Origin of the sequence: Mesorhizobium sp. B2-3-6 (assembly GCF_006442305.1) — a bacterium.
Lineage (GTDB): Bacteria > Pseudomonadota > Alphaproteobacteria > Rhizobiales > Rhizobiaceae > Mesorhizobium.
Genome location: NZ_VFVW01000008.1, coordinates 133,042 through 156,454 on the forward strand (window position 1 = coordinate 133,042; position 23,413 = coordinate 156,454).

Annotated in this window: 23 protein-coding genes and 1 pseudogene; 17 read left to right on the plus strand and 7 right to left on the minus strand. The window is 62.3% G+C overall.

From position 1 onward, the window contains the following. Positions 1 to 56 precede the first annotated feature (56 nt). Positions 57 to 755, plus strand: a complete 699-nt coding sequence (locus FJ953_RS22675) for a DnaJ domain-containing protein (protein ID WP_140625105.1) — start codon at positions 57 to 59, stop codon at positions 753 to 755. A 47-nt stretch (positions 756 to 802) separates the two neighbouring features. Here the strand turns inward: FJ953_RS22675 and FJ953_RS22680 are convergent, their stop codons facing one another. Further along, a complete protein-coding gene (locus tag FJ953_RS22680; RefSeq protein ID WP_140525248.1) occupies positions 803 to 2,236 on the minus strand; it encodes a D-alanyl-D-alanine carboxypeptidase in 1,434 nt (477 codons plus the stop codon). A 283-nt stretch (positions 2,237 to 2,519) separates the two neighbouring features. On the opposite strand from FJ953_RS22680, the gene FJ953_RS22685 reads away from it, so the two are divergent. From FJ953_RS22685 to clpA, 3 genes are all read left to right on the plus strand, one after another. Next, positions 2,520 to 2,849: a phasin family protein gene (locus tag FJ953_RS22685; RefSeq protein WP_140498728.1), complete on the plus strand. Its 330-nt coding sequence runs from the start codon at positions 2,520 to 2,522 to the stop codon at positions 2,847 to 2,849. A gap of 270 nt (positions 2,850 to 3,119) precedes the next feature. After that, the gene (gene clpS / locus FJ953_RS22690; protein ID WP_027051901.1) at positions 3,120 to 3,449 is read left to right on the plus strand and encodes an ATP-dependent Clp protease adapter ClpS; all 330 of its coding nucleotides are present in this window, start codon (positions 3,120 to 3,122) and stop codon (positions 3,447 to 3,449) included. Positions 3,450 to 3,455: 6 nt separating this feature from the next. After that, complete coding sequence (gene clpA / locus FJ953_RS22695) at positions 3,456 to 5,924, plus strand: ATP-dependent Clp protease ATP-binding subunit ClpA (protein WP_140515345.1); 2,469 nt, start codon at positions 3,456 to 3,458, stop codon at positions 5,922 to 5,924. Positions 5,925 to 5,983: 59 nt separating this feature from the next. Here the strand turns inward: clpA and FJ953_RS22700 are convergent. Next, a pseudogene (locus tag FJ953_RS22700) lies at positions 5,984 to 6,364 on the minus strand (hypothetical protein); the annotation flags it as partial. 18 nt (positions 6,365 to 6,382) lie between these two features. Between FJ953_RS22700 and FJ953_RS22705 the strand changes: the two are divergent. After that, positions 6,383 to 7,024 carry a chloramphenicol phosphotransferase gene (locus FJ953_RS22705; RefSeq protein ID WP_140625106.1) on the plus strand — a complete coding sequence of 214 codons (642 nt, stop codon included), beginning with the start codon at positions 6,383 to 6,385 and terminating at the stop codon, positions 7,022 to 7,024. A 186-nt stretch (positions 7,025 to 7,210) separates the two neighbouring features. Here FJ953_RS22705 and FJ953_RS22710 read toward each other — a convergent pair whose 3' ends face one another. The 4 genes from FJ953_RS22710 to FJ953_RS22725 form a co-directional block, all read right to left on the minus strand. After that, positions 7,211 to 7,645: an HIT family protein gene (locus tag FJ953_RS22710; protein ID WP_140560942.1), complete on the minus strand. Its 435-nt coding sequence runs from the start codon at positions 7,643 to 7,645 to the stop codon at positions 7,211 to 7,213. Positions 7,646 to 7,803: 158 nt separating this feature from the next. Next, on the minus strand, positions 7,804 to 9,018 hold the full coding sequence (locus FJ953_RS22715; RefSeq protein WP_140625107.1) for a GNAT family N-acetyltransferase: 1,215 nt from the start codon (positions 9,016 to 9,018) through the stop codon (positions 7,804 to 7,806). A 55-nt stretch (positions 9,019 to 9,073) separates the two neighbouring features. After that, on the minus strand, positions 9,074 to 9,802 hold the full coding sequence (locus FJ953_RS22720) for a glycerophosphodiester phosphodiesterase (RefSeq protein ID WP_140515351.1): 729 nt from the start codon (positions 9,800 to 9,802) through the stop codon (positions 9,074 to 9,076). An 11-nt stretch (positions 9,803 to 9,813) separates the two neighbouring features. Beyond that, the gene (locus FJ953_RS22725) at positions 9,814 to 10,278 is read right to left on the minus strand and encodes a RidA family protein (protein ID WP_140525243.1); all 465 of its coding nucleotides are present in this window, start codon (positions 10,276 to 10,278) and stop codon (positions 9,814 to 9,816) included. Positions 10,279 to 10,416: 138 nt separating this feature from the next. Here FJ953_RS22725 and FJ953_RS22730 point away from each other — a divergent pair, with 138 nt between their 5' ends. The 4 genes from FJ953_RS22730 to tsf all read left to right on the plus strand — a co-directional run bounded on the left by FJ953_RS22730 (position 10,417) and on the right by tsf (position 13,702). Further along, on the plus strand, positions 10,417 to 11,244 hold the full coding sequence (locus FJ953_RS22730) for a cell envelope integrity EipB family protein (RefSeq protein WP_140525242.1): 828 nt from the start codon (positions 10,417 to 10,419) through the stop codon (positions 11,242 to 11,244). 166 nt (positions 11,245 to 11,410) lie between these two features. Continuing rightward, the gene (locus tag FJ953_RS22735; protein ID WP_140525241.1) at positions 11,411 to 11,689 is read left to right on the plus strand and encodes a DUF4031 domain-containing protein; all 279 of its coding nucleotides are present in this window, start codon (positions 11,411 to 11,413) and stop codon (positions 11,687 to 11,689) included. Between the two features lie 202 nt (positions 11,690 to 11,891). Beyond that, entirely contained in the window at positions 11,892 to 12,674 is a 783-nt protein-coding gene (gene rpsB, locus FJ953_RS22740) for a 30S ribosomal protein S2 (protein WP_140498708.1), read from the plus strand. Between the two features lie 107 nt (positions 12,675 to 12,781). Beyond that, positions 12,782 to 13,702 (plus strand): translation elongation factor Ts, encoded by a 921-nt coding sequence (gene tsf, locus FJ953_RS22745; protein ID WP_140498706.1) that lies wholly within the window; start codon positions 12,782 to 12,784, stop codon positions 13,700 to 13,702. Between the two features lie 27 nt (positions 13,703 to 13,729). Here the strand turns inward: tsf and FJ953_RS22750 are convergent, their stop codons facing one another. Further along, positions 13,730 to 14,656 (minus strand): LysR family transcriptional regulator, encoded by a 927-nt coding sequence (locus FJ953_RS22750; protein WP_140625108.1) that lies wholly within the window; start codon positions 14,654 to 14,656, stop codon positions 13,730 to 13,732. A 111-nt stretch (positions 14,657 to 14,767) separates the two neighbouring features. On the opposite strand from FJ953_RS22750, the gene FJ953_RS22755 reads away from it, so the two are divergent. The 8 genes from FJ953_RS22755 to bamA all read left to right on the plus strand — a co-directional run bounded on the left by FJ953_RS22755 (position 14,768) and on the right by bamA (position 23,389). Beyond that, complete coding sequence (locus tag FJ953_RS22755) at positions 14,768 to 15,295, plus strand: nuclear transport factor 2 family protein (protein ID WP_140625109.1); 528 nt, start codon at positions 14,768 to 14,770, stop codon at positions 15,293 to 15,295. Between the two features lie 29 nt (positions 15,296 to 15,324). Then, on the plus strand, positions 15,325 to 16,434 hold the full coding sequence (locus FJ953_RS22760) for an aldo/keto reductase (protein WP_140498700.1): 1,110 nt from the start codon (positions 15,325 to 15,327) through the stop codon (positions 16,432 to 16,434). 147 nt (positions 16,435 to 16,581) lie between these two features. Further along, positions 16,582 to 17,304, plus strand: coding sequence for a UMP kinase (pyrH, locus tag FJ953_RS22765; protein ID WP_140498986.1), 723 nt, complete (start codon positions 16,582 to 16,584; stop codon positions 17,302 to 17,304). A 111-nt stretch (positions 17,305 to 17,415) separates the two neighbouring features. Continuing rightward, positions 17,416 to 17,970, plus strand: coding sequence for a ribosome recycling factor (gene frr, locus FJ953_RS22770; protein ID WP_140498698.1), 555 nt, complete (start codon positions 17,416 to 17,418; stop codon positions 17,968 to 17,970). Positions 17,971 to 18,003: 33 nt separating this feature from the next. Beyond that, positions 18,004 to 18,738, plus strand: a complete 735-nt coding sequence (locus tag FJ953_RS22775; protein ID WP_140515355.1) for an isoprenyl transferase — start codon at positions 18,004 to 18,006, stop codon at positions 18,736 to 18,738. Then, on the plus strand, positions 18,735 to 19,550 hold the full coding sequence (locus FJ953_RS22780) for a phosphatidate cytidylyltransferase (protein ID WP_140498694.1): 816 nt from the start codon (positions 18,735 to 18,737) through the stop codon (positions 19,548 to 19,550). Before FJ953_RS22775 ends, FJ953_RS22780 begins: the two co-directional genes overlap by 4 nt. 100 nt (positions 19,551 to 19,650) lie before the next feature. Then, positions 19,651 to 20,793 carry an RIP metalloprotease RseP gene (gene rseP, locus FJ953_RS22785; RefSeq protein WP_140625110.1) on the plus strand — a complete coding sequence of 381 codons (1,143 nt, stop codon included), beginning with the start codon at positions 19,651 to 19,653 and terminating at the stop codon, positions 20,791 to 20,793. 217 nt (positions 20,794 to 21,010) lie between these two features. Next, positions 21,011 to 23,389 (plus strand): outer membrane protein assembly factor BamA, encoded by a 2,379-nt coding sequence (gene bamA, locus FJ953_RS22790; protein ID WP_140625111.1) that lies wholly within the window; start codon positions 21,011 to 21,013, stop codon positions 23,387 to 23,389. The last annotated feature ends 24 nt before the right edge of the window (positions 23,390 to 23,413 follow it).

Sequence of the window (23,413 nt, forward strand, 5' to 3'; positions counted from 1 at the left end):
TTCAGGAATAGTCTGGAAAACCGGCCGATCGCCAGGCATTCACGGGGCAGTGGAATATGGTAGGCGCGATCATCGCTGTCGTCGCATTGCTGCTGGTGCTGATGGGCCTGGCAACGGCTTTCGTGCGGGCCGACCCGAGCAGGCTTGCAGGCGACATGAGGAAGGTTGGGCCGGTTTTGCTGGCGTTGGTCGGGGGCGCCGTGCTGCTGGTCGGGCGCGGCGGTCTCGGCGGCATCATCCTGCTCGCAGCGATCGCCTGGTACGGCTCGATGCGGCTGAACCGGCGAGCCGTGATGCCGGCGCGGAGACGCTCGACCGTACGCACAGCGGCGCTGGAAATGGACCTCGATCACGATACAGGAGGCCTTGAAGGCCTTGTCCTGGCAGGCCGCCATGAAGGCATGATGCTTGGTGCGATGGGCAAAGCCGAATTGCTGCAGCTGTTTCGCGAACTCTCCGGTGACCCGGAGAGCCGGCAACTGCTAGAGACGTATCTTGACGGCAGATTTCCCGTCTGGCGCAAAAACGCTGAGGCGCACAGTGGCGAAGGGCTGGGTATTGCGCCAGGTCCGGGCGCCATGACTAAGGAGGAGGCCTACAAGGTCCTTGGTCTTGAAGCGGGGGCCGCCGCGGCGGATGTCCGCAAGGCGCACCGCCGCCTGATGCAACGCCTGCACCCCGATATCGGCGGCACGTCTTTCCTGGCGGCGCGGATCAACGAAGCCAAGGACGTCTTGCTCTCCAATCACAACTAGTCTCCTTCGACGCAGAAATTTTCCGGGAGATATCTTCTACGCCGTCCCTACTGCTGGACGGCGTAGCACTCGATTTTCTTCTTCTTGAGGGCGGTGCAGGCCTTCCAGGCCGCGGTCTTGGAACCGAAGCCGCCGAAGCGGGCGCGGTAGTACGTGACGCCGTCCTTGTCGAAGGCGACGGTGAAGCCGGAGGCATCTGCCAGCGCCTTGGGCGCCTGCTTGGTGGTCTTGTCGAGGAAGGCCTGGGCTTCGGACTGTTTCGGCGACGAGGCGACCTGAATGGCCCAACCCGACGGCACCGACGCGGTATTGACCGGGTCGACGGCCGGCGCGGGCTCGGCATAAGCGGACACCACCTGTGCCGTGGCGACCTTGGGGGCGGAGACGATAACCGTCTTCACCTTCTTTGCCGGAACAACCACTTTGGTTTCTTCGGCTGCGTTATCGTCGGCGTCCTCGCTGTCGCCCTGGGCTACCGTCGCGTCGTCGGCAACGGCCTCGTCCGCGTCATCGGCGCTGGCCACCGCCATCGGCTTCTCATCCGGAGTCGGTGCGTCGTGCTTGGGCAACAGCACCTTGGCCAATGCCGTCACCGGGTTGCCGCTATCGGCCTTGGCGACCAGATCGCCGCCGCCTCGGGTCGATGCCCGCGGCAGATAGGTGTTGATCAGGGCCGCCATCTGATTGTCGCGGCTGCTGCCCGAGGTGCCGCCCATGACCACGCCGACAATGCGACGGTTGCCGTCGGAAACCGACGAAACCAGGTTGAAGCCCGAAGCGCGGGTGTAGCCGGTCTTGATGCCGTCGACGCCCTTGATGCGTCCAAGCAGGCGGTTGTGGCCGTTGATGCGCTGGCGGCCATAGAGGAAGGAGCGCTGCGAGAAATAGCCGTAATATTGCGGGAAATGTTCGCGCAGCGCGATGCCGAGCGTTGCCATGTCGCGCGCAGTGGTGAACTGGCCGGGATCGGGCAAGCCGTTGGCGTTGCGGAACACGGTGCCGTTCATACCGAGCTGCCGCGCCTTGGCAGTCATCATGCGGGCGAAGTTGGTCTCGTTGCCGCCGAGCATTTCGCCGAGCGCGGTGGCCGAATCATTGGCCGATTTGGTCACCATCGACAGGATGGCGGTCTCGACCGCCACCGATCCGCCCGGCTTCACGCCGAGCTTCGTCGGCGGCTCTGCCGCGGCATGAGCCGAGAAGACGACCGGCGAGTTCCGGCTGATCTTGCCCTTGGCCAGAGCCTCGAAAGTCAAATAAAGCGTCATCATCTTGGTGAGCGAGGCGGGATAACGCCGGGCGTTGGCATCCGAGGAGTAGAGCACCTTGCCGGTCTTGGCGTCGACCACGATGGCCGCGGACTTCGCGGCGAGCGACGGGGCCGCACTTGCAACGACGATGGTCATCGCCACGGCGATGATCATGACCGTTTTGAAAGGGGACGCGGATTTGGAAACGATGCCCGACAACGCCTGACGCACTGATAGTTCCTTTGAATTTCTTGTTGCGCTGGAGGCGGCAAAGGGATCCTGCCTCACTTCCGGGCAAGCTATCGGGGCAGCGTTACCAATCCGTTTATGGTAACCGCCGCGTTCACCATTTTCTGGTGGTTTGAGCCTCTGTTTATTCGAATTTTAGCCATTGCCCACACCGGCTAGGACGGAAGCTGGCGATTTCTTGACTTTTGTGCGTCGCACAATATATTCGAGTGCATTGCACAAGGCGCTCGGGGCAGGGCGCATCAACCGTCCAGGGAGAATTGAAATGACGCAGACCTATGAGGACTTCAGCAAATACGGCAAAGAGTTCGCCGACACCGGCTTGAAGAGCTTCGCCTCTTTGTCCAAGGGCGCGCAGGCAATTGCGGCCGAGGCCGGCGAATACACCAAGAAGAGCTTCGAAGCCGGCAGCGCCGCTTTCGAGAAGATTGTTTCGGCCAAGTCGCTCGACAAGGCGATCGAGGTCCAGTCCGACTATGCCAAGCAGTCCTATGAGGCGTTCGTCGCCGAGGCCACCAAGATCGGCGACCTCTATGCCGAACTCGCCAAGGAAGCCTACAAGCCGTTCGAATCGATCGTTGCCAAGGCGAAGTAATTTCGTTCGGCAGTACGAGATCTGGGCCCATTGGGCCAAGACAGAGCCCGGCCGCGCCAGCGTGGCCGGGTTTTTTCATGTCAATTTCCGATCAGGGGCCTGGCTCGCCTTCACGATTGCGAAAATCCGCCAAGTTGGGCACCTAGCCATATTGTCAGCTAACCAGAAGGGCTTAAAATCGTCCATCGAACACCTACATGTCGAACTCGCATGAGGATTCGAAAGAGGCAGGATTACGTGACGATCGGTTTGACTGCCACCAGGGCACGGATGCAGAACGGCAGCGGCGACGGCAATGAGGCCGGCCGCGGCACGGCGGTCATCACGCGCACAAAGACCAAGACCAAGAAACCCAGCCTCTATCGGGTCCTCATCCTGAACGACGACTACACACCGATGGAGTTCGTGGTTCACGTGCTGGAACGTTTTTTCCAGAAGGACCGCGAAGCCGCCACACGCATCATGCTTCATGTTCACAATCATGGAGTGGGCGAGTGCGGGGTCTATACATTCGAGGTGGCCGAGACCAAAGTGTCCCAGGTCATGGATTTCGCCCGACAAAATCAGCATCCGCTGCAATGCGTGATGGAGAAGAAGTGAGGTAACATGCCGGCTTTCTCCCAAGGCCTGGAAAAGGCGCTTCACCAAGCGCTGACGCTCGCCAACGAGCGGCACCATGAATATGCAACCCTTGAACATCTGCTGCTCGCCCTGATCGACGACACCGAGGCGGCCGCCGTCATGCGCGCCTGCAATGTCGATCTCGACGAGTTGAAGCACACTGTTCTCACCTATATCGACACCGAGCTCGACAATCTGGTTACCGGCTATGACGAGGATTCCAAGCCGACCGCCGGCTTCCAGCGCGTCATTCAGCGTGCGGTGATCCATGTGCAGTCGTCCGGCCGCGAAGAGGTCTCCGGCGCCAACGTGCTCGTCGCCATCTTCGCCGAGCGCGAGAGCCATGCCGCCTATTTCCTGCAGGAACAGCAGATGACCCGTTACGACGCGGTCAACTACATCTCGCACGGCATCGCCAAACGTCCGGGCGCGTCGGAGACGCGTTCGCCGCGCGGCGCCGATGACGAGCAGGGTGGCGCGAACGGCGCCGAGCCGCAAGAGGAAGGCGGCAAGAAGAAGCAGCAGCAGGACGCGCTGACCGCTTATTGCGTCAATCTCAACAACAAGGCCAAGGCCGGCAAGATCGATCCGCTGATCGGGCGCGAGTCCGAGATCAACCGCACCATCCAGGTGCTGTGCCGCCGTTCCAAGAACAATCCGCTTTATGTCGGCGATCCCGGCGTCGGCAAGACGGCGATCGCCGAGGGCCTCGCCAAGCGCATCGTCGAGGGTGATGTTCCGGAGGTGTTGCACAACGCCACCATCTTCGCGCTCGACATGGGCACGCTTTTGGCCGGCACGCGCTATCGCGGCGATTTCGAGGAGCGACTGAAGCAGGTCGTCAAGGAGCTCGAGGATTATCCGGGCGCTGTGCTGTTCATCGACGAGATCCACACCGTCATTGGCGCCGGCGCGACGTCGGGCGGCGCCATGGATGCGTCGAACCTGTTGAAGCCGGCACTGTCTTCGGGTGCGATCCGCTGCATCGGTTCGACAACCTACAAGGAGTTCCGCCAGTTCTTTGAGAAGGACCGCGCGCTCGTACGTCGCTTCCAGAAGATCGACGTCAACGAGCCGACCATCGAGGACGCCATCGAGATCATGAAGGGCCTGAAGCCCTATTTCGAGGAGTTCCACAAGGTCCGCTACACGACGGAAGCCATCAAGGCTTCGGTTGAGCTGTCGGCGCGCTACATCAACGACCGCAAGCTGCCGGATAAGGCGATCGACGTGATCGACGAGACCGGCGCCTCGCAGATGCTGGTGCCGGAGGCCAAGCGCAAGAAGACCATCGGCATCAAGGAGATCGAAGCGACGATCGCCACCATGGCGCGCATCCCGCCGAAGACTGTTTCGGCCGATGACGAGAAGGTGCTGCAGGGTCTCGACATCGAGCTGAAGCGCGTCGTCTACGGCCAGGACACTGCGATCACCGCGCTGACCTCGGCGATCAAGCTGGCGCGTGCCGGCCTGCGCGAACCGGAGAAGCCGATCGGCTCCTATCTGTTCTCGGGTCCGACCGGCGTCGGCAAGACCGAAGTCGCCAAGCAATTGGCCGCTTCGCTCGGCGTCGAGCTGATCCGTTTCGACATGTCGGAATATATGGAACGCCACACGGTCTCTCGGTTGATCGGCGCGCCTCCCGGCTATGTCGGTTTCGATCAGGGCGGCCTTTTGACCGACGGCGTCGACCAGCATCCGCATTGCGTGCTGCTGCTGGACGAGGTCGAGAAGGCGCATCCGGACCTGTTCAACATCCTGTTGCAGGTGATGGACCATGGCAAGCTGACCGACCACAACGGCAAGCAGATCGACTTCCGCAATGTCATCCTGATCATGACCACCAATGCGGGCGCGTCGGATGCGCAGCGCGCGGCGATCGGTTTCGGTTCGACCAAGCGCGAAGGCGACGACGTCGAGGCGATCAACCGGCTGTTCACGCCGGAGTTCCGCAACCGTCTCGATGCGATCATCCCGTTCGGCTCGCTGCCGGTGCCGGTTATCCATCAGGTGGTGCAGAAGTTCGTCATGCAGCTGGAGGCCCAGCTCTCCGAGCGTGGCGTCACCTTCGACCTGTCGCCGGATGCGATCGCCTGGCTCGCCGACAAGGGCTATGACGAGCGCATGGGTGCGCGTCCGCTCGGCCGCGTCATCCAGGAGCACATCAAGAAGCCGCTGGCAGACGAAGTGCTGTTCGGCAAGCTCAAGAAGGGCGGCACGGTGCGCGTCAGCGTCGAGAAGAAGGAAACCGGCGAGACCGGCCTGAAGCTCGAATCGCTCGCCGACGAGGCACCGGTGAAGCCCAAGAAGGAAGAACCGGAAGACACCCCCAAGCAGCGCAAGGCAGTGGCCAAGAAGCCGGCGGTCAAGAAGGCCGTCGCGCAGAAGCCCGAGCCCAAGGGCAAGGACGGCGGCAAGCGCAGCCTGGTGCCGCAACTGCCGCGCAAGAGCTGATAGTCACTCCCTCGAAAAAGCCCCGGAAACGGGGCTTTTTTGTTGGCACAAAGGGACGATCACTGAAGCGTTGCCGGCGGCCCCTGGACAGCAAGCGGCGTCGGGCGGATTTTGGCTGATTTGTCCGTCCAGGACGGCGGTGCTCCCACCTTGGCGCCGACCATGCCGGACAGGCCGGGTGCCCGGCCGAAGGCCTCGCAGGCCGCGTATTTCGGCTTACCGCCGAGGAACGATTTTATATGTTGGCCCAACGGTATCGAGATATGCAATCCCGACGGCGCCTTGCCGGTAACGAGCATGCGCGAAAAGTCGTTTCCGAAAGTAGCGCCCAGACTGTACGCATCGCCGATCTCGGAGACCATGGCCTCGTTGGTGAAGGAGTTCGCTCCGCGGGACCAGACCATGGCGGCGCGTTGGATGCCGTTCCGGTCAAGTGCCTCCATGAGACGGGGAATTTTATGTCTGAACCAGGCCAGATCATCATCCTCAACGGCGCACCGCGATCGGGGAAATCGAGCATCGTCCAGGCAGTTCAGGAGAGCTTCGAGGGCCCATGGATGAACCTGGGGGTCGACACCTATGAGCAGGTCACGCCGCTGCGCTGTCGCCCGGGGATAGGTTTGCGGCCCGGCGGCGAGCGCCCGGATATCGAGGGTCTCGTGCCGAGGTTCTACGCCGCGCTCTACGAATCGATCGCCGCCCACAGCCGAGTGGGGTTGAATGTCGTGGCCGATCTCGGTCATCACGACAGCTATTCGCGACCCCTTGATTGCCTTGTCGATTGCGCCCGGCGCCTCGCAGGCCTGCCGGTTCTGTTTGTCGGTGTCCGCTGCCCGATCGAAATCATCATGCAGAGGCGCGCCGACAGTCCGGCGGGGAGGGGATATGTGACGGGATCGCCCGACGACTCCGTGCCGTTGGCGGTGCGCCTGTGGCAGGAGGAGGTACACCGGCCTGGCGTGTATGATCTGGAAGTCGACACATCGCTGCTGACGCCAGCACAATGTGCGGATGCGATCCGCGGGCGCCTCAGGCAAAATGTAGAGCCTCCGACGGCGTTTGAGAGGCTGTCGGCATTCTCCAGGGACAAGCTATCCTGATCGCGTGCTCTCAGCCGGCGATGGGGGAATCTCGGCCGCGCGGCGCGATCGTCGTCCACGGCGGGCACAATTTGGTAGATGTTCAGCGGAATGGCGATCACGCTGATATGCTGGCGGCTCGGGTTCATCGTTTTCGATGCGCAACTTCCCCAGACGGCCGCAATGGGGGCAGCTGAAAGCCAGGCGTCAGGATAGCGGCATGGCCGCCTTTATCCGGCCGGCATTCTCGGCCAGCACCTCGGGTTTCTCCATCTGGCCCGTATGCGGCTTCAGCGCGATGCCTTCGAAGCGCGGAATGACGTGGACGTGAAGGTGATAGACGGTCTGCCCGGAAGCCGGCTCGTTGAACTGCATCACGGTGACGCCATCGGCCTTGAATGCCTCGCGGACGGCGAGCGCCACCTTCTGCACGACTGTGAAAAGCGGGCCGAACGTTGCCGGATCGGCGTCGAGCAGATTGCGCGAAGGCGTCTTCGGCACCACCAGCGTATGGCCTGGCCCCTGTGGCATCACATCCATGAAGGCAACGACCGCTTCGTCCTCGTAGACGCGGTGCGAGGGAATTTCACCGCGCAGGATCTTGGCAAAGATGTTGTCGGTGTCATAGGCGGTTTCGGCCATGGCGAACGCTCCGGATTGTGCCTCGCTGATTGGTGTAGCGAAGCCTCTCGTGAGCGGCAAGACGATCAGGCGAGATCGATGAAGCCGATCTCGACAGGCGTGCACTGCCAACCCAAGGGATGCCGAACCTGACATATGCTCCTGCCCCGCGGGATGGCCTACTCCTCCAGATCCTTGCGGAATGGCGTGTGTTCTTCGAGATATTCGCTCATGCGTTCCACCTCGCGCCGTTCGCGCCTGAGATAGTCGGCGACGGCGTTGCGCAGGCCGGGATGGGCGATGTAATGCGCGGAATGCATGATCACCGGCCGGTAGCCTCGCGCCAGCTTATGTTCGCCCTGTGCGCCCGCCTCGACCACCTTCAGCTTGCGTTCGATGGCGAAGTCGATGGCCTGGTGATAGCAGACCTCGAAATGCAGGAACGGATGATCCTCGATGCAGCCCCAGTTGCGGCCGTAGAGCGCATCAGAGCCGATGAAGTTGATAGCGCCGGCAATGTAGCGGCCGTTGCGCCTGGCCATCACCAGCAGGATGTCATCGGGCATCCGCTCGCCGATCAGCGAGAAGAATTCGCGGTTCAGATAGGGCCGGCCCCATTTGCGGCTGCCGGTGTCCATGTAGAAGGCGAAGAAGTCGTCCCAGGCGCGTTCGGTAAGGTCCTTGCCGGTAAGCCAGTCGATGGAGATGCCGTCGGCAAGCGCCTCGCGGCGCTCCTTCTTCATCGCTTTGCGCTTGCGCGAGGCGAGCGTGGCGAGGAAATCGTCATAGGTCGAGAAGCCCTCGTTGACGAAGTGGAACTGCTGGTCGGTGCGATGCAGGAAGCCCGCCGCCTCCAGCACGTCCACGTCGCTCTCCTGCGCGAAGGTAACATGGGCGGAAGAGACGCCGAGCCTTTCCGTCACCGCCTTCAATCCCGCGGCGAGCCCGGCCTTGACGGTGCCGGAATGCTGGCCCCTGCTCACCAGTAGGCGAGGGCCGGTGACCGGCGTGAACGGTACCGAGCATTGCAGCTTGGGATAGTAACGGCCGCCGGCGCGCTCGAAGGCATCCGACCAGCCGTGATCGAACACATATTCGCCCTGGCTGTGTGATTTGAGATAGCAAGGGACCGCGCCGAGCAGCGTGCCTTGACCATTCTCCAGCCTGAGATGATGACCTTGCCAGCCAGTGCGCCGCACGGCGCAGCCGGAATCCTCGAGTGCGCTCAGGAAAGCATATGAAACGAGGGGGTTATAACCGTTTTCGGCATCACTGCGCGTGGTCCCGGCGAAACCGTCCCACTCTTCGCAGGTGAAGGCGCCGATGCCCGCCGCAATGCGGATCGCATACTCCGCATCAACCGTTTGCCCGTCGCCGTCGTCGCCCTGATCCATGAGGCTTATTTAAGCTCCATCCGGACCGCTACAAGTCACGTTCTAGGCACCCATATCAAGCGACCTTGACCAGATCGGGCTCGAACCCTTCGAACGTCATCTGGTCCGCATATTTGAATGTAAGATCGACCGCCGGCTGGTCATGCACCGTCCAGGTGATGACCGGCATTTTGAGCCGTTCACGGACAAAGCTGACGAATGGATTCGGCAGGTCGCCCGCTGCGTAGGAGGTGAAGGCGATCTGATGCGCCAGCATGGCGAAATGCGCTTCGATCAGCCTGTCGTCCTTGCCATAGGCGGTCAATCCAGCCGGGATGCCCGGCGCATCCCTGGCGAAATCGCGGATCAGCCAGTGGTCGAACGACATGATCGCCACCTTGCCCTTGTAGCGCTTGAGCAGCCTACCGACGCTCGCCACAAGGCCATTGTCGTATCCAGCCACGCCTTTTAGTTCGACCACCAGCGGCACCCGCCCGTCGATCAGATCGAGCGCCTCGCGCAGCGTCGGCACATGATCAGACGTGCCGCCGACCTTGAGCGCCGCCAGTTCGGCCGCCGTGCGCTGCCAGACGAAACCGTCGTGCCCAGTCAGCCGCTGCAAGTCGCCATCGTGGATAATGACGGGAACTCCGTCCGACGACAGGTGCACGTCGCACTCGATGGCATAGCCGCGTTCGGCCGCGGCGGCAAAGGCGGAGAGGGTGTTTTCCCAGCGCGTCTTGTTCATGTCGTGAAAGCCGCGATGGGCGACGGGCCGGGCAATCAGCCAGGAAAGGTCGGTCATGTCAGGCTCGCTCATTCGACTTCGAAGATCGCTTCGATTTCCACCGCGGCATTAAGCGGCAGCGAAGCCGTGCCGACAGCGGAACGGGCGTGCTTGCCGCGGTCGCCGAGCGCCGCCACCAGGAAATCGGAGGCGCCGTTGGCGACCAGATGCTGCTCGACGAAATCCGGCGCCGAGGCGACGAAGACGGTGATTTTGACGAGCCGGCGTATCTTCTCGAGATCGCCAAGTGCCGCCTTGGCTTGCGCCAGGATGTTGATCGCGCAGTATTTTGCCGCTTCCTTGCCGGTTGCTGTGTCGACGTCGCGGCCAAGCAGTCCGCTCGCCTGCAGCTTGCCGTCCTTGAGCGGCAATTGTCCGGCGGTGAAAAGCAGGTTTCCGGTCCTGCAATGCGGCACGTAGTTGGCGGCAGGCGCCGCGGCCGCGGGAATGGTGACCCCGAGGTCGTTTAGCCGCTTTTCGATTGTTTCACTCATTGCTTTTCCCTATTGCTGGAAGGCGCCGCGTCAGCCGGGCCGAAATTGCTATTTTTGCCTCGCTTCCGCCACGACTTTTTTTAAGCTGGACCATCTTTCCCTGCGGCCTGCCATCAGCCGCGACGATCGGAGCCTCTCATGCGCGCAACGCGCCTTGCATTCCATGCCGTCCTGTTGCCGGCGGTCTTTTCGATAGGTCCCGCTTTCGCCGTGCCGGCGCTGCAGGCGCATCGCGCCGTCTACGACCTTACCCTCAAGAAGGCGGACGACCGCTCCGGGATCACCGGCATTACCGGTCGCATGGTCTACGAATTCAACGGCTCGGCCTGCGAGGGGTATACGGTGAAATTTCGCTTCGTCACCCAGATCGCCACCAGCGACAATACCAAGCTGACCGACCAGCAAACGACGACGTTCGAGGATGCCGAAGGCAAGACCTTCTCGTTCGTGACCAAATCCTTCGTCGATCAGAACCTCGACAAGGAGGTCAAGGGCGTCGCCACGAAGGAAACGAAAGGGCTGAAGGTCGATATCGACAAGCCCGAGAAGAACAGCCTGGAACTTGCCGCCACCCAGTTTCCGACCCAGCACCTGGTCGAATTGATCGACAAGGCCGAGAAGGGTGAAAACTTCTATCAAACCAATCTGTTCGACGGTTCCGAGGACGCCAACAAGGTGATGTCCACCACCGTCGTCGTCGGCAAGAGGACCGATGCCGACAAGGCCGATCCGGAAGCGCCGGCGCTGGCCAAGCTTGCCACCGACAAATACTGGCCGGTCGACATCGCCTATTTCGACGACAGTGCCAAGAACGGAGAAGAGACGCCGGAATACCGGATCAGCTTCAAGCTGCACGAGAACGGCATCACCCGCGATCTAACCATGGACTATGGCGATTTCTCCATGACCGGCAAGCTGGTCAATCTGTCGCTTTTCGACCAGACGAAGGCCTGCCCGACGAAATAAACTTCGATTTGCCTCGACGCAGCGCCGTCGCGGTCCACGGCTTGAAAGCGTCGCGGCGGCTTCTCATCTTCTCGAGGCCGCCGGCCGCTTCATCTTCTGTGCGAATCCCTTCTATCATCGCTCGTCGCCGGTACCGGTCGGCGGAAGAAGGAATGCGGCGAGCCTCATGGCGGTCTATGTCGACGCGGCGATCTGGAAATGGGTTGGCCATCGCTGGTGCCATCTGATGGCCGACGACACCGATGAACTGCATCGTTTCGCCGCGCAACTCGGCATCAAGCGCTCATCCTACCAGGGGCCGCCGAAGACATCGGCGCCGCATTATGACATAACCGGTTTCGAGCGCGACCGCGCGGTGCGGCTCGGTGCCATCGAGTGCAATCGTGAAGAGATCGTCGCGATCTTCCGGCGGGTGAGGGTGCCAAAGGGTAAGATAAAGTGTTGAGGGCACGCGCGGATCGCCGCAGGCGCGCCGCAATGCGTCGTTGCGCTTGCGTTTGGAGCACTTCCCCTCTATATGCGCGCTCATTCCACACACGGACTTTGGTGTCTGCCCGGGAGAAATCCGGCTGAAACCTCCGGTGGCATCGAGGACTTCGTCCGAAAATGCCTGTGTCCGTGGAGGCTAACCGGAAAGGAAAATGAGAATGGCTCTGCCTGATTTCAGCATGCGCCAGCTTTTGGAAGCTGGCATTCACTTCGGCCACCAGACCCACCGCTGGAACCCGAAGATGGCGCCCTATATCTACGGCGCCCGCAACAACATCCACATCATCGACCTCAGCCAAACGGTGCCGTTGCTGCACCAGGCGCTGAAGCAGGTTTCCGACACCGTCGCCAAGGGCGGCCGCGTGCTGTTCGTCGGCACCAAGCGCCAGGCGTCCGACATCGTCGCCGATGCCGCGCAGCGTTCGGCCCAATACTATGTCAATTCGCGTTGGCTGGGCGGCATGCTGACCAACTGGAAGACGATCTCGAACTCGATCCAGCGCCTGCGCAAGCTCGACGAGATGCTGGCCGGCGAGGCGCAAGGGTTGACCAAGAAGGAGCGTCTCAACCTCGACCGCGAGCGCGAGAAGCTCGACAAGGCTCTCGGCGGCATCAAGGACATGGGCTCGACGCCCGACCTGATGTTCGTGATCGACACCAACAAGGAAGCGATCGCCATCCTCGAGGCCAAGCGCCTTGGCATTCCGGTCGTCGCCATCATCGATTCCAACTGCGATCCGGACAAGATCGATTTCCCGATCCCCGGCAATGACGACGCCGCGCGCGCCATCCAGCTCTATTGCGACCTCATCGCGAAGGCTGCCATCGACGGCATCGCCCGCCAGCAGGGCGCGCTGGGTGTCGACATCGGCGCTTCGGTGGAAGCTCCGGTCGAACCGGTGCTCGGCGAAACTCCGGCGGCGGAAACTCCGGAAGCGTGATAGCGAAGGCCGGTCACGGCCTTCATCTTTCTAATATTTTGACGCGTTAAACGGACGCACCGTCGAGATTCGATGGTGCGTCGGCGCATTTGAACAAAGAGGCGACAATGAGCATTTCGGCTGCACAGGTCAAAGAACTCCGCGACTTGACCGGCGCGGGCATGATGGACTGCAAGGCGGCGTTGAACGAGACCAACGGCAACATGGAAGAAGCCGTGGACTGGCTGCGCAAGAAGGGTATCTCCAAGGCCGACAAGAAGGCAGGCCGCACCGCGGCCGAGGGCCTGATCGGTGTCGATTCCGGCGTGCGTGAGGCCGCGGTCGTCGAGGTCAATTCCGAGACCGACTTCGTCGCCCGCAACGCCGCCTTCCAGGAGATCGTCGCCAACGTCGCCAAGGTGGCGCTGGCCTATGGCACGAGCGAGGCCGTGGCTGCCGCGAAGTACCCGGGTTCGGACAAGTCGGTCACCGACACCATCAAGGACGCCGTCGGTACCATCGGCGAGAACATGGGCTTCCGCCGTTCGGCCAAGCTCACCGTTCCGCACGGCGCCGTCGCGACCTATGTTCACAACGCGGTTGCCGACGGCCTTGGCAAGCTGGGCGTCCTGGTCGCTATCGAGACCACGGGCAACGAGCACGCGGCCAATGCATTCGCCCGCCAGGTCGCCATGCATGTCGCCGCCACCAACCCGATGGCGCTGACCACCGAGGAACTCGATCCCGCGGCAGTCGAGCGCGAGAAGGCGATCTTCGCCGACCAGGCGCGCCAGTCCGGCAAGCCGGAGGCGATCATCGAGAAGATGGTCGAGGGCCGCCTGCGCAAGTTCTACGAGGAAGTCGTGCTTCTGAAGCAGGCCTTCGTGCTCAATCCCGATATTACCGTCGAGAAGGCGCTGAAGGATGCCGAGAAGGAGATCGGCGCTCCGGCCAAGATCTCGGCCTATCTGCGTTTCGCGCTCGGCGAAGGCATCGAGAAGGAAGCGACCGATTTCGCGGCGGAAGTCGCGGCGGCGGTCAAGAAATAGCCCGGAGAACAAGTAAGGCTAAACGGCTCAGGCAACTCGGCCGGGTGTCCGCATGGATGCCCGGCCGATTTCTTGTGCGGTGTCGATGAAGGCCCTCAGCTTCGGCGCCATCGATGCCCGGCGCGGAAAATAAAGGAAAAGACCGGGTTCCTCGATTGCCGTCTTTGGCAAGACCTGGACGAGGCGTCCGGCGGCAAGATCGGCGCGCACCAGCGGCTCGAACACATAGGCGAGCCCGACCCCTGCAAGCGCAAGGTCGATCGCCGCCAGCGAATCGGTCACGACGGCCGTGCCACGCGTCTCGACCACGACCTCCTTGCCATTGTCGTTCAGATCCCAGCGATAGAACGCGCCGGAGCGGAGAAGCCTGTAGCCTATGCAATTATGGTTCGCGAGGTCGGCCACGTCGCAGGGACGGCCGTGCCTTCCGATATAGTCCGGCGAGGCGACGAGCACGGCCTTGAAGGGCTGCGTCAGCCGTATGGCGGTCATGTCCTGCGCGATCATCTCGCCCAGCCTAATGCCGGCGTCAAAACCTTCCCCGACGATATCGACCAGGGCTTGATCGGCGAAAACCTCGACCGTCACATCCGGATAGCGATCGGCCATGGCTGCGATCACAGGCGTCACCGCCAAAGGGATCGCGATGTTGGAGGCATTGATCCTGAGCAGGCCAGAGGGCCGCCCCTTGACGCCGCGGATGCGGTCCATCCGCTCCGCGATGTCCTGGAGGGCAGGGCCCGTTGTCTCCACCAGTGCCTTGCCGGCTTCGGTCAGCGAGACGCTGCGCGTCGTGCGCGCAAACAGCGGCTGGCCGATGCGCTCTTCCACCAGCCGCACAGCATGGCTGACCGCCGACGGGCTCATGCCGAGCTCGGCCGCGGCAAGCGCGAAGCCGCCCCGTCGCGCCACGGCAACGATGACGGGCAGGTGGGTAAGCAGGTCCCGGTCCATTCATGAATGATATCGCATAGTCTTTGCGAACAATGCAATCTTATCGATGGCGGCCCGTTGACCCACATTGTCCTCGACACAGCGGGCGGGCTGATTTCCTGGAGACGAGACATGAACGCTTTGAAACACGTGACCTTCGCCGCAGGATTGGCGCTGGCGCCGATCGATGCCGGTGGCGCCGAACCGGCCAGATGGCAGGTGCTTGCCGACGAGCGCGCGGTCATCCGCATCGCCGATGCCATCGACCGCGCCGTCGATGCACAGGACTGGAAACTTGCCCGCAGCTATTTCGCGGATCGGGTTACCGCAGATTTCAGCAGCCTGTCCGGACAGCCGGCGGCCAACATTGCCTCCGACGACCTGATCGGCGCCTGGGCCGGCAACCTCAAGGGCAGCAAGACCAGCCTGCATCTGCGCACCAATCACCAGGTCGTTCTCGAAGCGGACACGGCGACCGTCCTGTCGAACGGCTATGCCTGGAACCGGATGGAAGGCAATGGCGACCCGCTTTGGGAAGTCTGGGGCACATATGAGCACCACCTGACCCGCTCCGGCGCGGGTTGGAAGGTCGACGGCTTCACCTTCCGCGTGACCCATGAGCGCGGCAATCCCTGGGTCAAGACGACACCCGGCCAATAACCCAACATCAAACTCGATCGGAGAATATCATGACCATGAACTACTACACGCTTGGCAACAGCGGCTTGCGCGTCAGCCGGTTGGCGCTGGGCACCATGACCTTCGGCACCGAATTAGGCTGGGGCACTGATAGGGATACAGCCCGCGCAATCTTCGACGAATATGTCGAGGCGGGCGGCAATTTCTTCGACACGGCCGATCTCTATACCGGCGGCACCGCCGAGACCTGGCTCGGCGAATTCGTCGCCGAGCGCGGATTGCGCGACAAGGCGGTGATCGCCACTAAATTCACCTTCAATTCAGAACCGGGCAATCCGAACGCCGGCGGCAATGGCCGCAAGAACATAATGCGCGCCGTGGACGCCTCTCTGAAGCGGCTCGGAACCGACTATATCGACCTCTATCTCATGCATGTGTGGGACAGGCTGACGCCGGCCGAGGAGGTGCTGCGCACGCTGGACGACCTGGTGCGCGCGGGCAAGGTGCGCCACGTCGGCCTTTCCGATGTGCCGGCCTGGTATGCGGGGCGGGCGCAGGCGATCGCAGAATTGCGCTGCTATGAGCCGATCTCGGCCCTGCAGCTCGAATATTCGCTGGCCGAACGCTCGATCGAGCATGAGTTCGTGCCTTTCGCCACGCATCATGGCGCCGGCGTCATGGTTTGGAGCCCGCTGGCCAGCGGCTTGCTCAGCGGCAAATATCGCCCGACGCAAGCCGGCAATGCCGGCCGGCTCGACGGTTTCCGCAACACCACGCATCCGAGCTTCCGGAAATTCAGCGACCGCAATTGGGCGATCGTGGCCGAGCTCGAAAAGGTGGCCGCCGAACTCGGCCGCAGCATGGCCCAGGTGGCACTCAACTGGGTGGCGACGCAGCCCGGCGTCGCAACCGTCATCCTGGGCGCGACCAAGCTCGCACAACTGCAGGACAACCTCGCGGCGCTGGATTTTTCGATTGCCCCCGAACTCCGCAAGCGGCTGGATTCGGTGAGCAGCATGCCGGCGCCGTTCCCGCATTCCTATTTCGGGCCCGAGATCCAGGTCAGGGTGGCCGGCGGTGTCGTGACCGGCGACAAGCCCTCCGGCTATTCGCCGCAGGTTCTGGTGGAAGGCGAGGCGGTCAGCATCAGCAGCAACTGATCGAAAAAGCCTGGGATTTTGCGCAAGGGCGCGGCGTGACATCGCCGCGCCCTTCGTGTATCGGGTCGAACCATCATGCCAGCGCCGCCAGGCGAAGCGGGGCAGTTTCGCCTCCTGATTTGCCGCGCCGAGATTTTCGAGGACCAGATGACGGTGAAGCCCCTCTACCGACGTGTCTTGCTGAAAGCGTCTGGTGAAGCGTTGATGGGCGAACAGCATTTCGGCATCGACGTCTCGGTCGTCGACCGCATCGCCGGCGACATCGCCGAAGCCCGCGCGCTCGGCATCGAGGTTGGCGTCGTCATCGGCGGCGGCAATATCTTTCGCGGTGTGGCGGTTGCCTCCAAGGGTGGCGACCGCGTCACCGGCGACCATATGGGTATGCTCGCCACCGTCATCAATTCGCTGGCGCTGCGCACCTCGCTGAACAAGATCGGCGTCGATGCGGTGGTTCTTTCCGCGATCGCCATGCCTGAGCTTTGCGAGAGCTTTTCGCAGCGCCAGGCAACCGCCTACATGAACCAGGGCAAGGTGGTGATCTTTGCCGGCGGCACCGGCAATCCGTTCTTCACCACTGATTCGGCCGCGGCACTTCGCGCCGCTGAAATCGGCGCCGACGCGCTGTTCAAGGGCACACAGGTCGACGGCGTCTATTCTGCCGACCCGAAGAAGGACCCGAACGCGACGCGTTTCGAGCGCATCAGCCATGCCGAAGTGATAAATCGCGGCCTTTCCATCATGGATACGGCAGCGATTGCACTTGCGCGCGAAAACAACATTCCGATAATCGTCTATTCGATCCACGAAAAAGGTGGTTTCGGCGATATTCTAAGGGGCGGCGGCCGCTGCACGGTCGTCGCGGACGATTGATCCGGGGCCTGATCGCGGAAAAAGGCGAAAACCGGTTTCGAAATCAGGCTCGAACACGGGGCCTTGCCCCGAAAGCAGTGAACCCGCGTCAGACGGGTCGAGGAGACTAAGATGAGTGGTGAGTACGACGATCTCAAGCGGCGCATGGATGGGGCAATCGCCGCGTTCAAGCATGACCTGGCTTCGCTGCGGACCGGTCGCGCTTCCAGCAACCTGCTCGACGCTATCCAGGTGCAGGCCTATGGCACCAGCATGCCGATCAACCAAGTGGCCAATGTCACGGTGCCTGAGCCGCGCATGATTTCGGTGTCGGTCTGGGACAAGTCGATGGTGGGCGCGGTCGATCGCGCCATCCGCGAATCCAATCTGGGCTTCAATCCTATCGTGGACGGCACCAATCTCAGGATTCCGCTTCCGGAACTCAATGAGCAGCGCCGTAAGGAACTCGTCAAGATCTCGCATGGCTACGCCGAGAACGCCCGTGTCGCAGCGCGCCATGTGCGCCGCGACGGCATGGACTTCCTGAAGAAGGCGGAGAAGGACGGCGTTATCAGCGAGGACGATCAGCGCAAGCGCTCCGACCAGGTCCAGAAGCTTACCGACGAAACGATCAGCACCATCGACCACCTGCTTTCCGACAAGGAAGCTGAAATCATGCAGGTTTAGGGTCTGGCCGGCGGCTGGCCCGAAAGCGAGATCATGGCAACGCCCGCGCATGTCGCGATCATCATGGATGGAAACGGACGCTGGGCCAAGGCGCGCGGCATGCCGCGGCTCGCCGGCCATCGCGCGGGCGTAGAAGCACTGCGCAAGACGGTGCGCGCCGCGCCCGATCTCGGCATTTCCTACCTGACTGTCTATGCCTTCTCTTCGGAAAACTGGTCGCGGCCGAAATCCGAAGTCAGCGACCTGATGGGTCTGTTGAAGCTGTTCATCCGCCGCGATCTCGCCGAACTGCACCGCAGCGGCGTGCGCGTGAGGATCATCGGTGACAGGGCTGGGCTGCAGCCCGATATCAGGCTCCTGCTGGAAGAAGCCGAAGCGCTGACCTCGGCCAACGAGGCGCTGACGCTGATCATCGCCTTCAATTACGGCGGACGCGACGAGATCGTGCGCACGGCGCGCAAGCTTGCCTCGGCCGTCGCGCGCGGCGAGCTCGACAGCGAGGCGATCACCGCCGAATCCTTTGCCGGCTGCCTTGACACGCAAGGCATTCCCGATCCCGAACTGGTCATACGCACCAGCGGTGAGCTTCGCCTTTCCAATTTTCTTCTGTGGCAGGCTGCCTATAGCGAGCTTGTGTTCCTGCCCTGCTATTGGCCCGATTTCAGCCGAGAGCATCTCGCCGAGGCTTTGCGCGAGTTCGCCGGGCGCGAACGCCGTTTTGGCGGGCTGGATCCGCAAGATGTCGCTTCGCGGCCGGCCGCGGGATGAGCAATCTCCAGCTTCGCGTTCTTTCGGCGGTCGTGCTTGCCATCGCGACGCTTGGCCTGACCTGGTTCGGCGGCCTGCCGTTCCGGCTGCTTTCAGCCGCGATTTCGGCGGTCATCTTCTACGAATGGACGCGCATGTCTCGCCCTTCCGGGACGACCGGGCTGGGTTTTTTGCCGGAAGCGCTGCTGCTGGTGTTTCTCGGCGCCCTGATCACCGGCCTGCCTGCCTTGTGGCTGCTGCTTCTGGTGGCTGCACTGGTCGCCGTCACGGCCATCGCCGCCCAACTGCGCGGGGCCGGGCAGTGGGATGCCTCCGGCCTTGCCTATGCAGCCGTCTCGGGTCTTTCCCTTGCGCTTCTGCGTGACGGCGACCATTCCGGCCTCGTCGCCATCCTGTTCCTGTTCGCGGTGGTCTGGGCGACCGACATCTTTGCCTATTTCGTCGGCCGGGCCGTCGGTGGCCCGAGGCTGGCGCCGTCCATCTCTCCCGGCAAGACGCGAAGTGGCGCGCTCGGCGGCGCCGTGGGCGGGGTCGTTGCGGGGCTCATCCTGGCCGTCGCCGCCGGTGCGGGCAACCTGCCAATGCTCGGTCTCGTCGCGCTCGCGCTTTCAATCGTCTCCCAGGCTGGCGACCTCCTGGAATCCTGGGTCAAGCGCCGCCACGGCCGCAAGGATTCGGGCGCGCTCATTCCGGGCCATGGCGGCGTCATGGACCGTGTCGACGGGCTTGTCGCGGCGGCTTTCGCCCTATACGTCATCGGCTGGATTTCGGCGGGCGCCGATCAGCCGGCACAGGGGCTGTTTCCCATTTGAACGGCATCGTTCCACGATCGATGCGGGCGCGCCTTGGATTCGCCTGGATTGATGTCACAGTCGCGGCGCAACGGTGTCGCGGAAGAACTGAGGATTTGAGTTGAACGAGATTCTTCACGCGATCTTCGGCATGGAAGGCTTCCTTCTCGGCACGCTCGTGCCCTTCCTGTTCGTGCTGACCGTGGTCGTGTTCGTCCACGAGATGGGCCACTATCTCGTTGGCCGCTGGTGCGGCATCGGCGTCAGGGCCTTTTCGATCGGTTTCGGCCCGGAACTCTTCGGCTTCAACGACAGGCACGGCACGCGCTGGAAGCTCTGCGCCATACCGCTTGGCGGCTATGTCAAATTCGTCGGCGACATGAACGCCACCTCCAGCCAGCCGTCGACGGAAGAGATCGAAACGCTGACCGACGAGGAACGCAAGGTCGCCTTCCACACCCAGCCGATCTGGAAGCGGGCGGCGACGGTGGTAGCCGGGCCGCTGTTCAATTTCCTGCTGACGATCGTCGTCTTTTCGGTGCTGTTTTCAGCCTATGGCCGCTATGTCGCGGAACCCATGGTGGCCGAGGTGACCGCCGGCAGTCCGGCGGCGAAAGCCGGCATCCTGCCCGGCGACCGATTCGTCAGCGTCGACGGCAGCAAGATCGAAACCTTCGGTGACGTCCAACGCCTGGTTTCGGGCCGGGCCGGCGACAGCATCACCTTCGTCATGCTGCGCGGCGGCAAGGAAGTGACCGTGACCGCCACGCCGCAGCTGATGGAGCAGCAGGACGCGCTTGGCAACAAGGTCAAGGTGGCCGTGATCGGCGTCGTCAACAACCAGGAACTCGGCCAGCCCAGGCTGATCACCTACAGCCCCGCCGGCGCGTTGACCGCGGCGGTGGAGGAAACCGGGCACGTCATCCAGCGCACCGGCCAGTTCCTGCAGCGCTTCGTCGTCGGGCGCGAGGACAAGTGCCAGCTCGGCGGCCCTGTGAAGATCGCGGACATGGCCGGCAAGGCGGCGAAGCTCGGCTTCGAATGGCTCGTGCAGCTCGTTGCGCTTCTGTCCGTGGGCATCGGCATCCTCAATCTTTTGCCGATTCCCCCCCTCGACGGCGGCCATCTCCTGTTCTACGGCGTGGAGGCCGTCATCCGCCGGCCGGTGTCGGAACGGATGATGGAAATGGCCTATCGGGCCGGTCTGCTTCTGGTTTTGGGCTTCATGGGTTTCGTATTCTGGAACGATCTGTTTGGATGCTGAAATCATGAAGAAATTTGGCTTCGGCATGGTCGATGTTGAGACGCCGTTTACCATGCACGGGGATATGAGTGACGCGAAAGCCACGCACCAGGGTTAAGTAAATACAAATTAACCAGAAGCCTTGCGTGTAGGGAAAATCCGGTTAATACGGTACGAGAAATTACCGCACGTCCGGTTTTCTCGCCGTGGGGACTACGAGAAAAGGTTATTAAGCCCGATGAAGGCAGCATCCAAGTTTTTGAGCGCCGCTTCCGCGGCAGCCCTGTCCGCGGCTTTGGTCGTGCCAGGTGCGCTCGCAGTGCAGTTCGTTGCCACATCGGCGGCCGAAGCCGCTGTCGTCAGCAGGGTGGAGGTGAGCGGCAACCAACGTGTCGACGCCGATACCATCCGCAATTACATCACCATCAAGCCGGGCAAATCCTTCTCCAGCTCCGACATCGACAGCGCGGTCAAGGCGCTGTTCGGAACCGGGTTGTTCTCGGATGTGCAGATCAATCAGGTCGGTTCGACGTTGGTGGTCAAGGTTTCCGAGTACCAGGTCGTCAACCAGGTGCTGTTCCAGGGCAACAAGAAGCTCAAGGACAACGCGCTTGCGGCTGCCGTGCAGTTGAAGCCGCGCGGCACGTTCTCGCAGGCGGCGCTCGACGCCGATGTAGAGTCGGTCAAGGCCGCCTACAGACGTATCGGCCGTGACGATGCCGCCGTGACCACCGAGGTCATGCAGCTCGGCGACAACCGCGTGAACGTGGTCTTCCATGTCAATGAAGGTGATCGCACGCAGATCGCGGCGATCAATTTCGTCGGCAACAGCGCTTATTCGAGCCGCCGCCTGTCAGATGTGATCACGACCAAGCGCTCGTCCTGGGTTTCGTTCATCCTGCGCGACGACGTCTATGACGACGACAAGCTGCGCGCCGACCAGGAGCTGCTGCGGCGCTTCTACTACAATCACGGCTATGCCGACTTCCAGGTCGTGTCCGCCGTCGGTGAGCTCGACAACGCGACCAACAAGTACACGGTCACCATAACCGTCCAGGAAGGCGAGCGTTATACGTTCGGCGACATCAGCGTCGAAAGCACGATTCCGGAAGTCGACTCGAAGGCGCTGGAATCGGTGGTCGAGACCCACAAGGGCGACGTCTACAACGCCAAGAACGTCGAGGACACCATCATTGCCCTGACCGAGAAGGTGGCCGGCTCCGGCTACGCCTTCGCGCAGGTCACGCCGCGTGGCGACCGCAATTTCGAGAATCATACGATTTCGGTGGTCTACACCATCGACCAGGGCACCAAGGCCTATGTCGAGCGCATCGAGATCCGCGGCAATGACCGCACGCGCGACTATGTCATCCGCCGCGAGTTCGACGTCAGCGAAGGCGATGCGTTCAACCAAGTGCTGATCCAGCGCGCGAAGAAGCGGCTGGAAGATCTCAATTACTTTGACAAAGTCGAGGTTTCGACGGTCCCCGGGTCGGCGCCGGACCAGGTCGTGCTGGTGGTCGACGTGGTCGAAAAGTCGACCGGTGAGTTCTCGGTCGGCGCCGGCTATTCGACCGGTGGCGATACCGCCGGTCCGTCCGTCGAAGGATCGATCACCGAGCGCAACTTCCTCGGCCGCGGCCAGTTCATCAAGGTGTCGGCGGGTGGCGGCAAGAACTCGCGCGATTACAGCCTTTCGTTCACCGAGCCCTATTTCCTCGGGCGCCGTATCGCCGCCGGCTTCGATATCTACAAGCGGACCAGGGAATACGACGACTACGACAGCGACACGTTGGGCGCGACGGTGCGCTTCGGCCTGCCGATCACCGACAGCATCTCGACCCAGCTGGCGTATAATATTTCCCGGGAGAAGTATGAGCTGGATGACAGTTGCGACGACAACGGGGACGGTGTTCCCGACTCAGGCTGTGATGTTTCCGAGGCTATCTTGGATGGCATCGATCAAAGCCCGTGGATCAAGTCGTCGGTCAGCCTGGGACTGGTCTACAACACCATCGACGACATGAAGAACCCGCATGAGGGTATCTATGCCACCACAACCGTGGAAGTGGCAGGTCTCGGTGGCGATGCAAAGTTCGTAAAGGTGACGGGACGCGGCAGCGTCTATCAGACGCTGTCCGAGCAGTTCGATCTTGTCGGCCTCCTTTCGGGCGGTGCCGGCCATGTCGAAGGCTACGGAAACGACGGCGATCTGCGCATTTTCGATCATTTCCAGAGCACCGACCGAATGATCCGCGGTTTCGCCTATGGCGGCATCGGCCCGATTGCTTCCGGCACCAGCGGCGATCATCTCGGCGGCACCACCTATTTCAACGCCTCGGCGGAAGCGCAGTTTCCGCTGCCGGTCGTTCCGGAGAGCTTCGGCTTGCGCGGCGCGGTCTTTGCGGATGCCGCCACGCTCTACGGCAGCAAGATCGACGACCAGAGCTTGGTCGATCAATCGTCCACTGGCATGCAATGGCGCGCCTCGGTCGGTGTCGGCCTGATGTGGGCTTCGCCGTTCGGCCCGATCCGTATCGACTATGCGATCCCGGTCAAGAAAGAAGCAAGGGACGACGTGCAGGAATTCAACTTCGGCATATCGACCCGCTTCTGACCGGCGGATGACGATGCTCCCGGC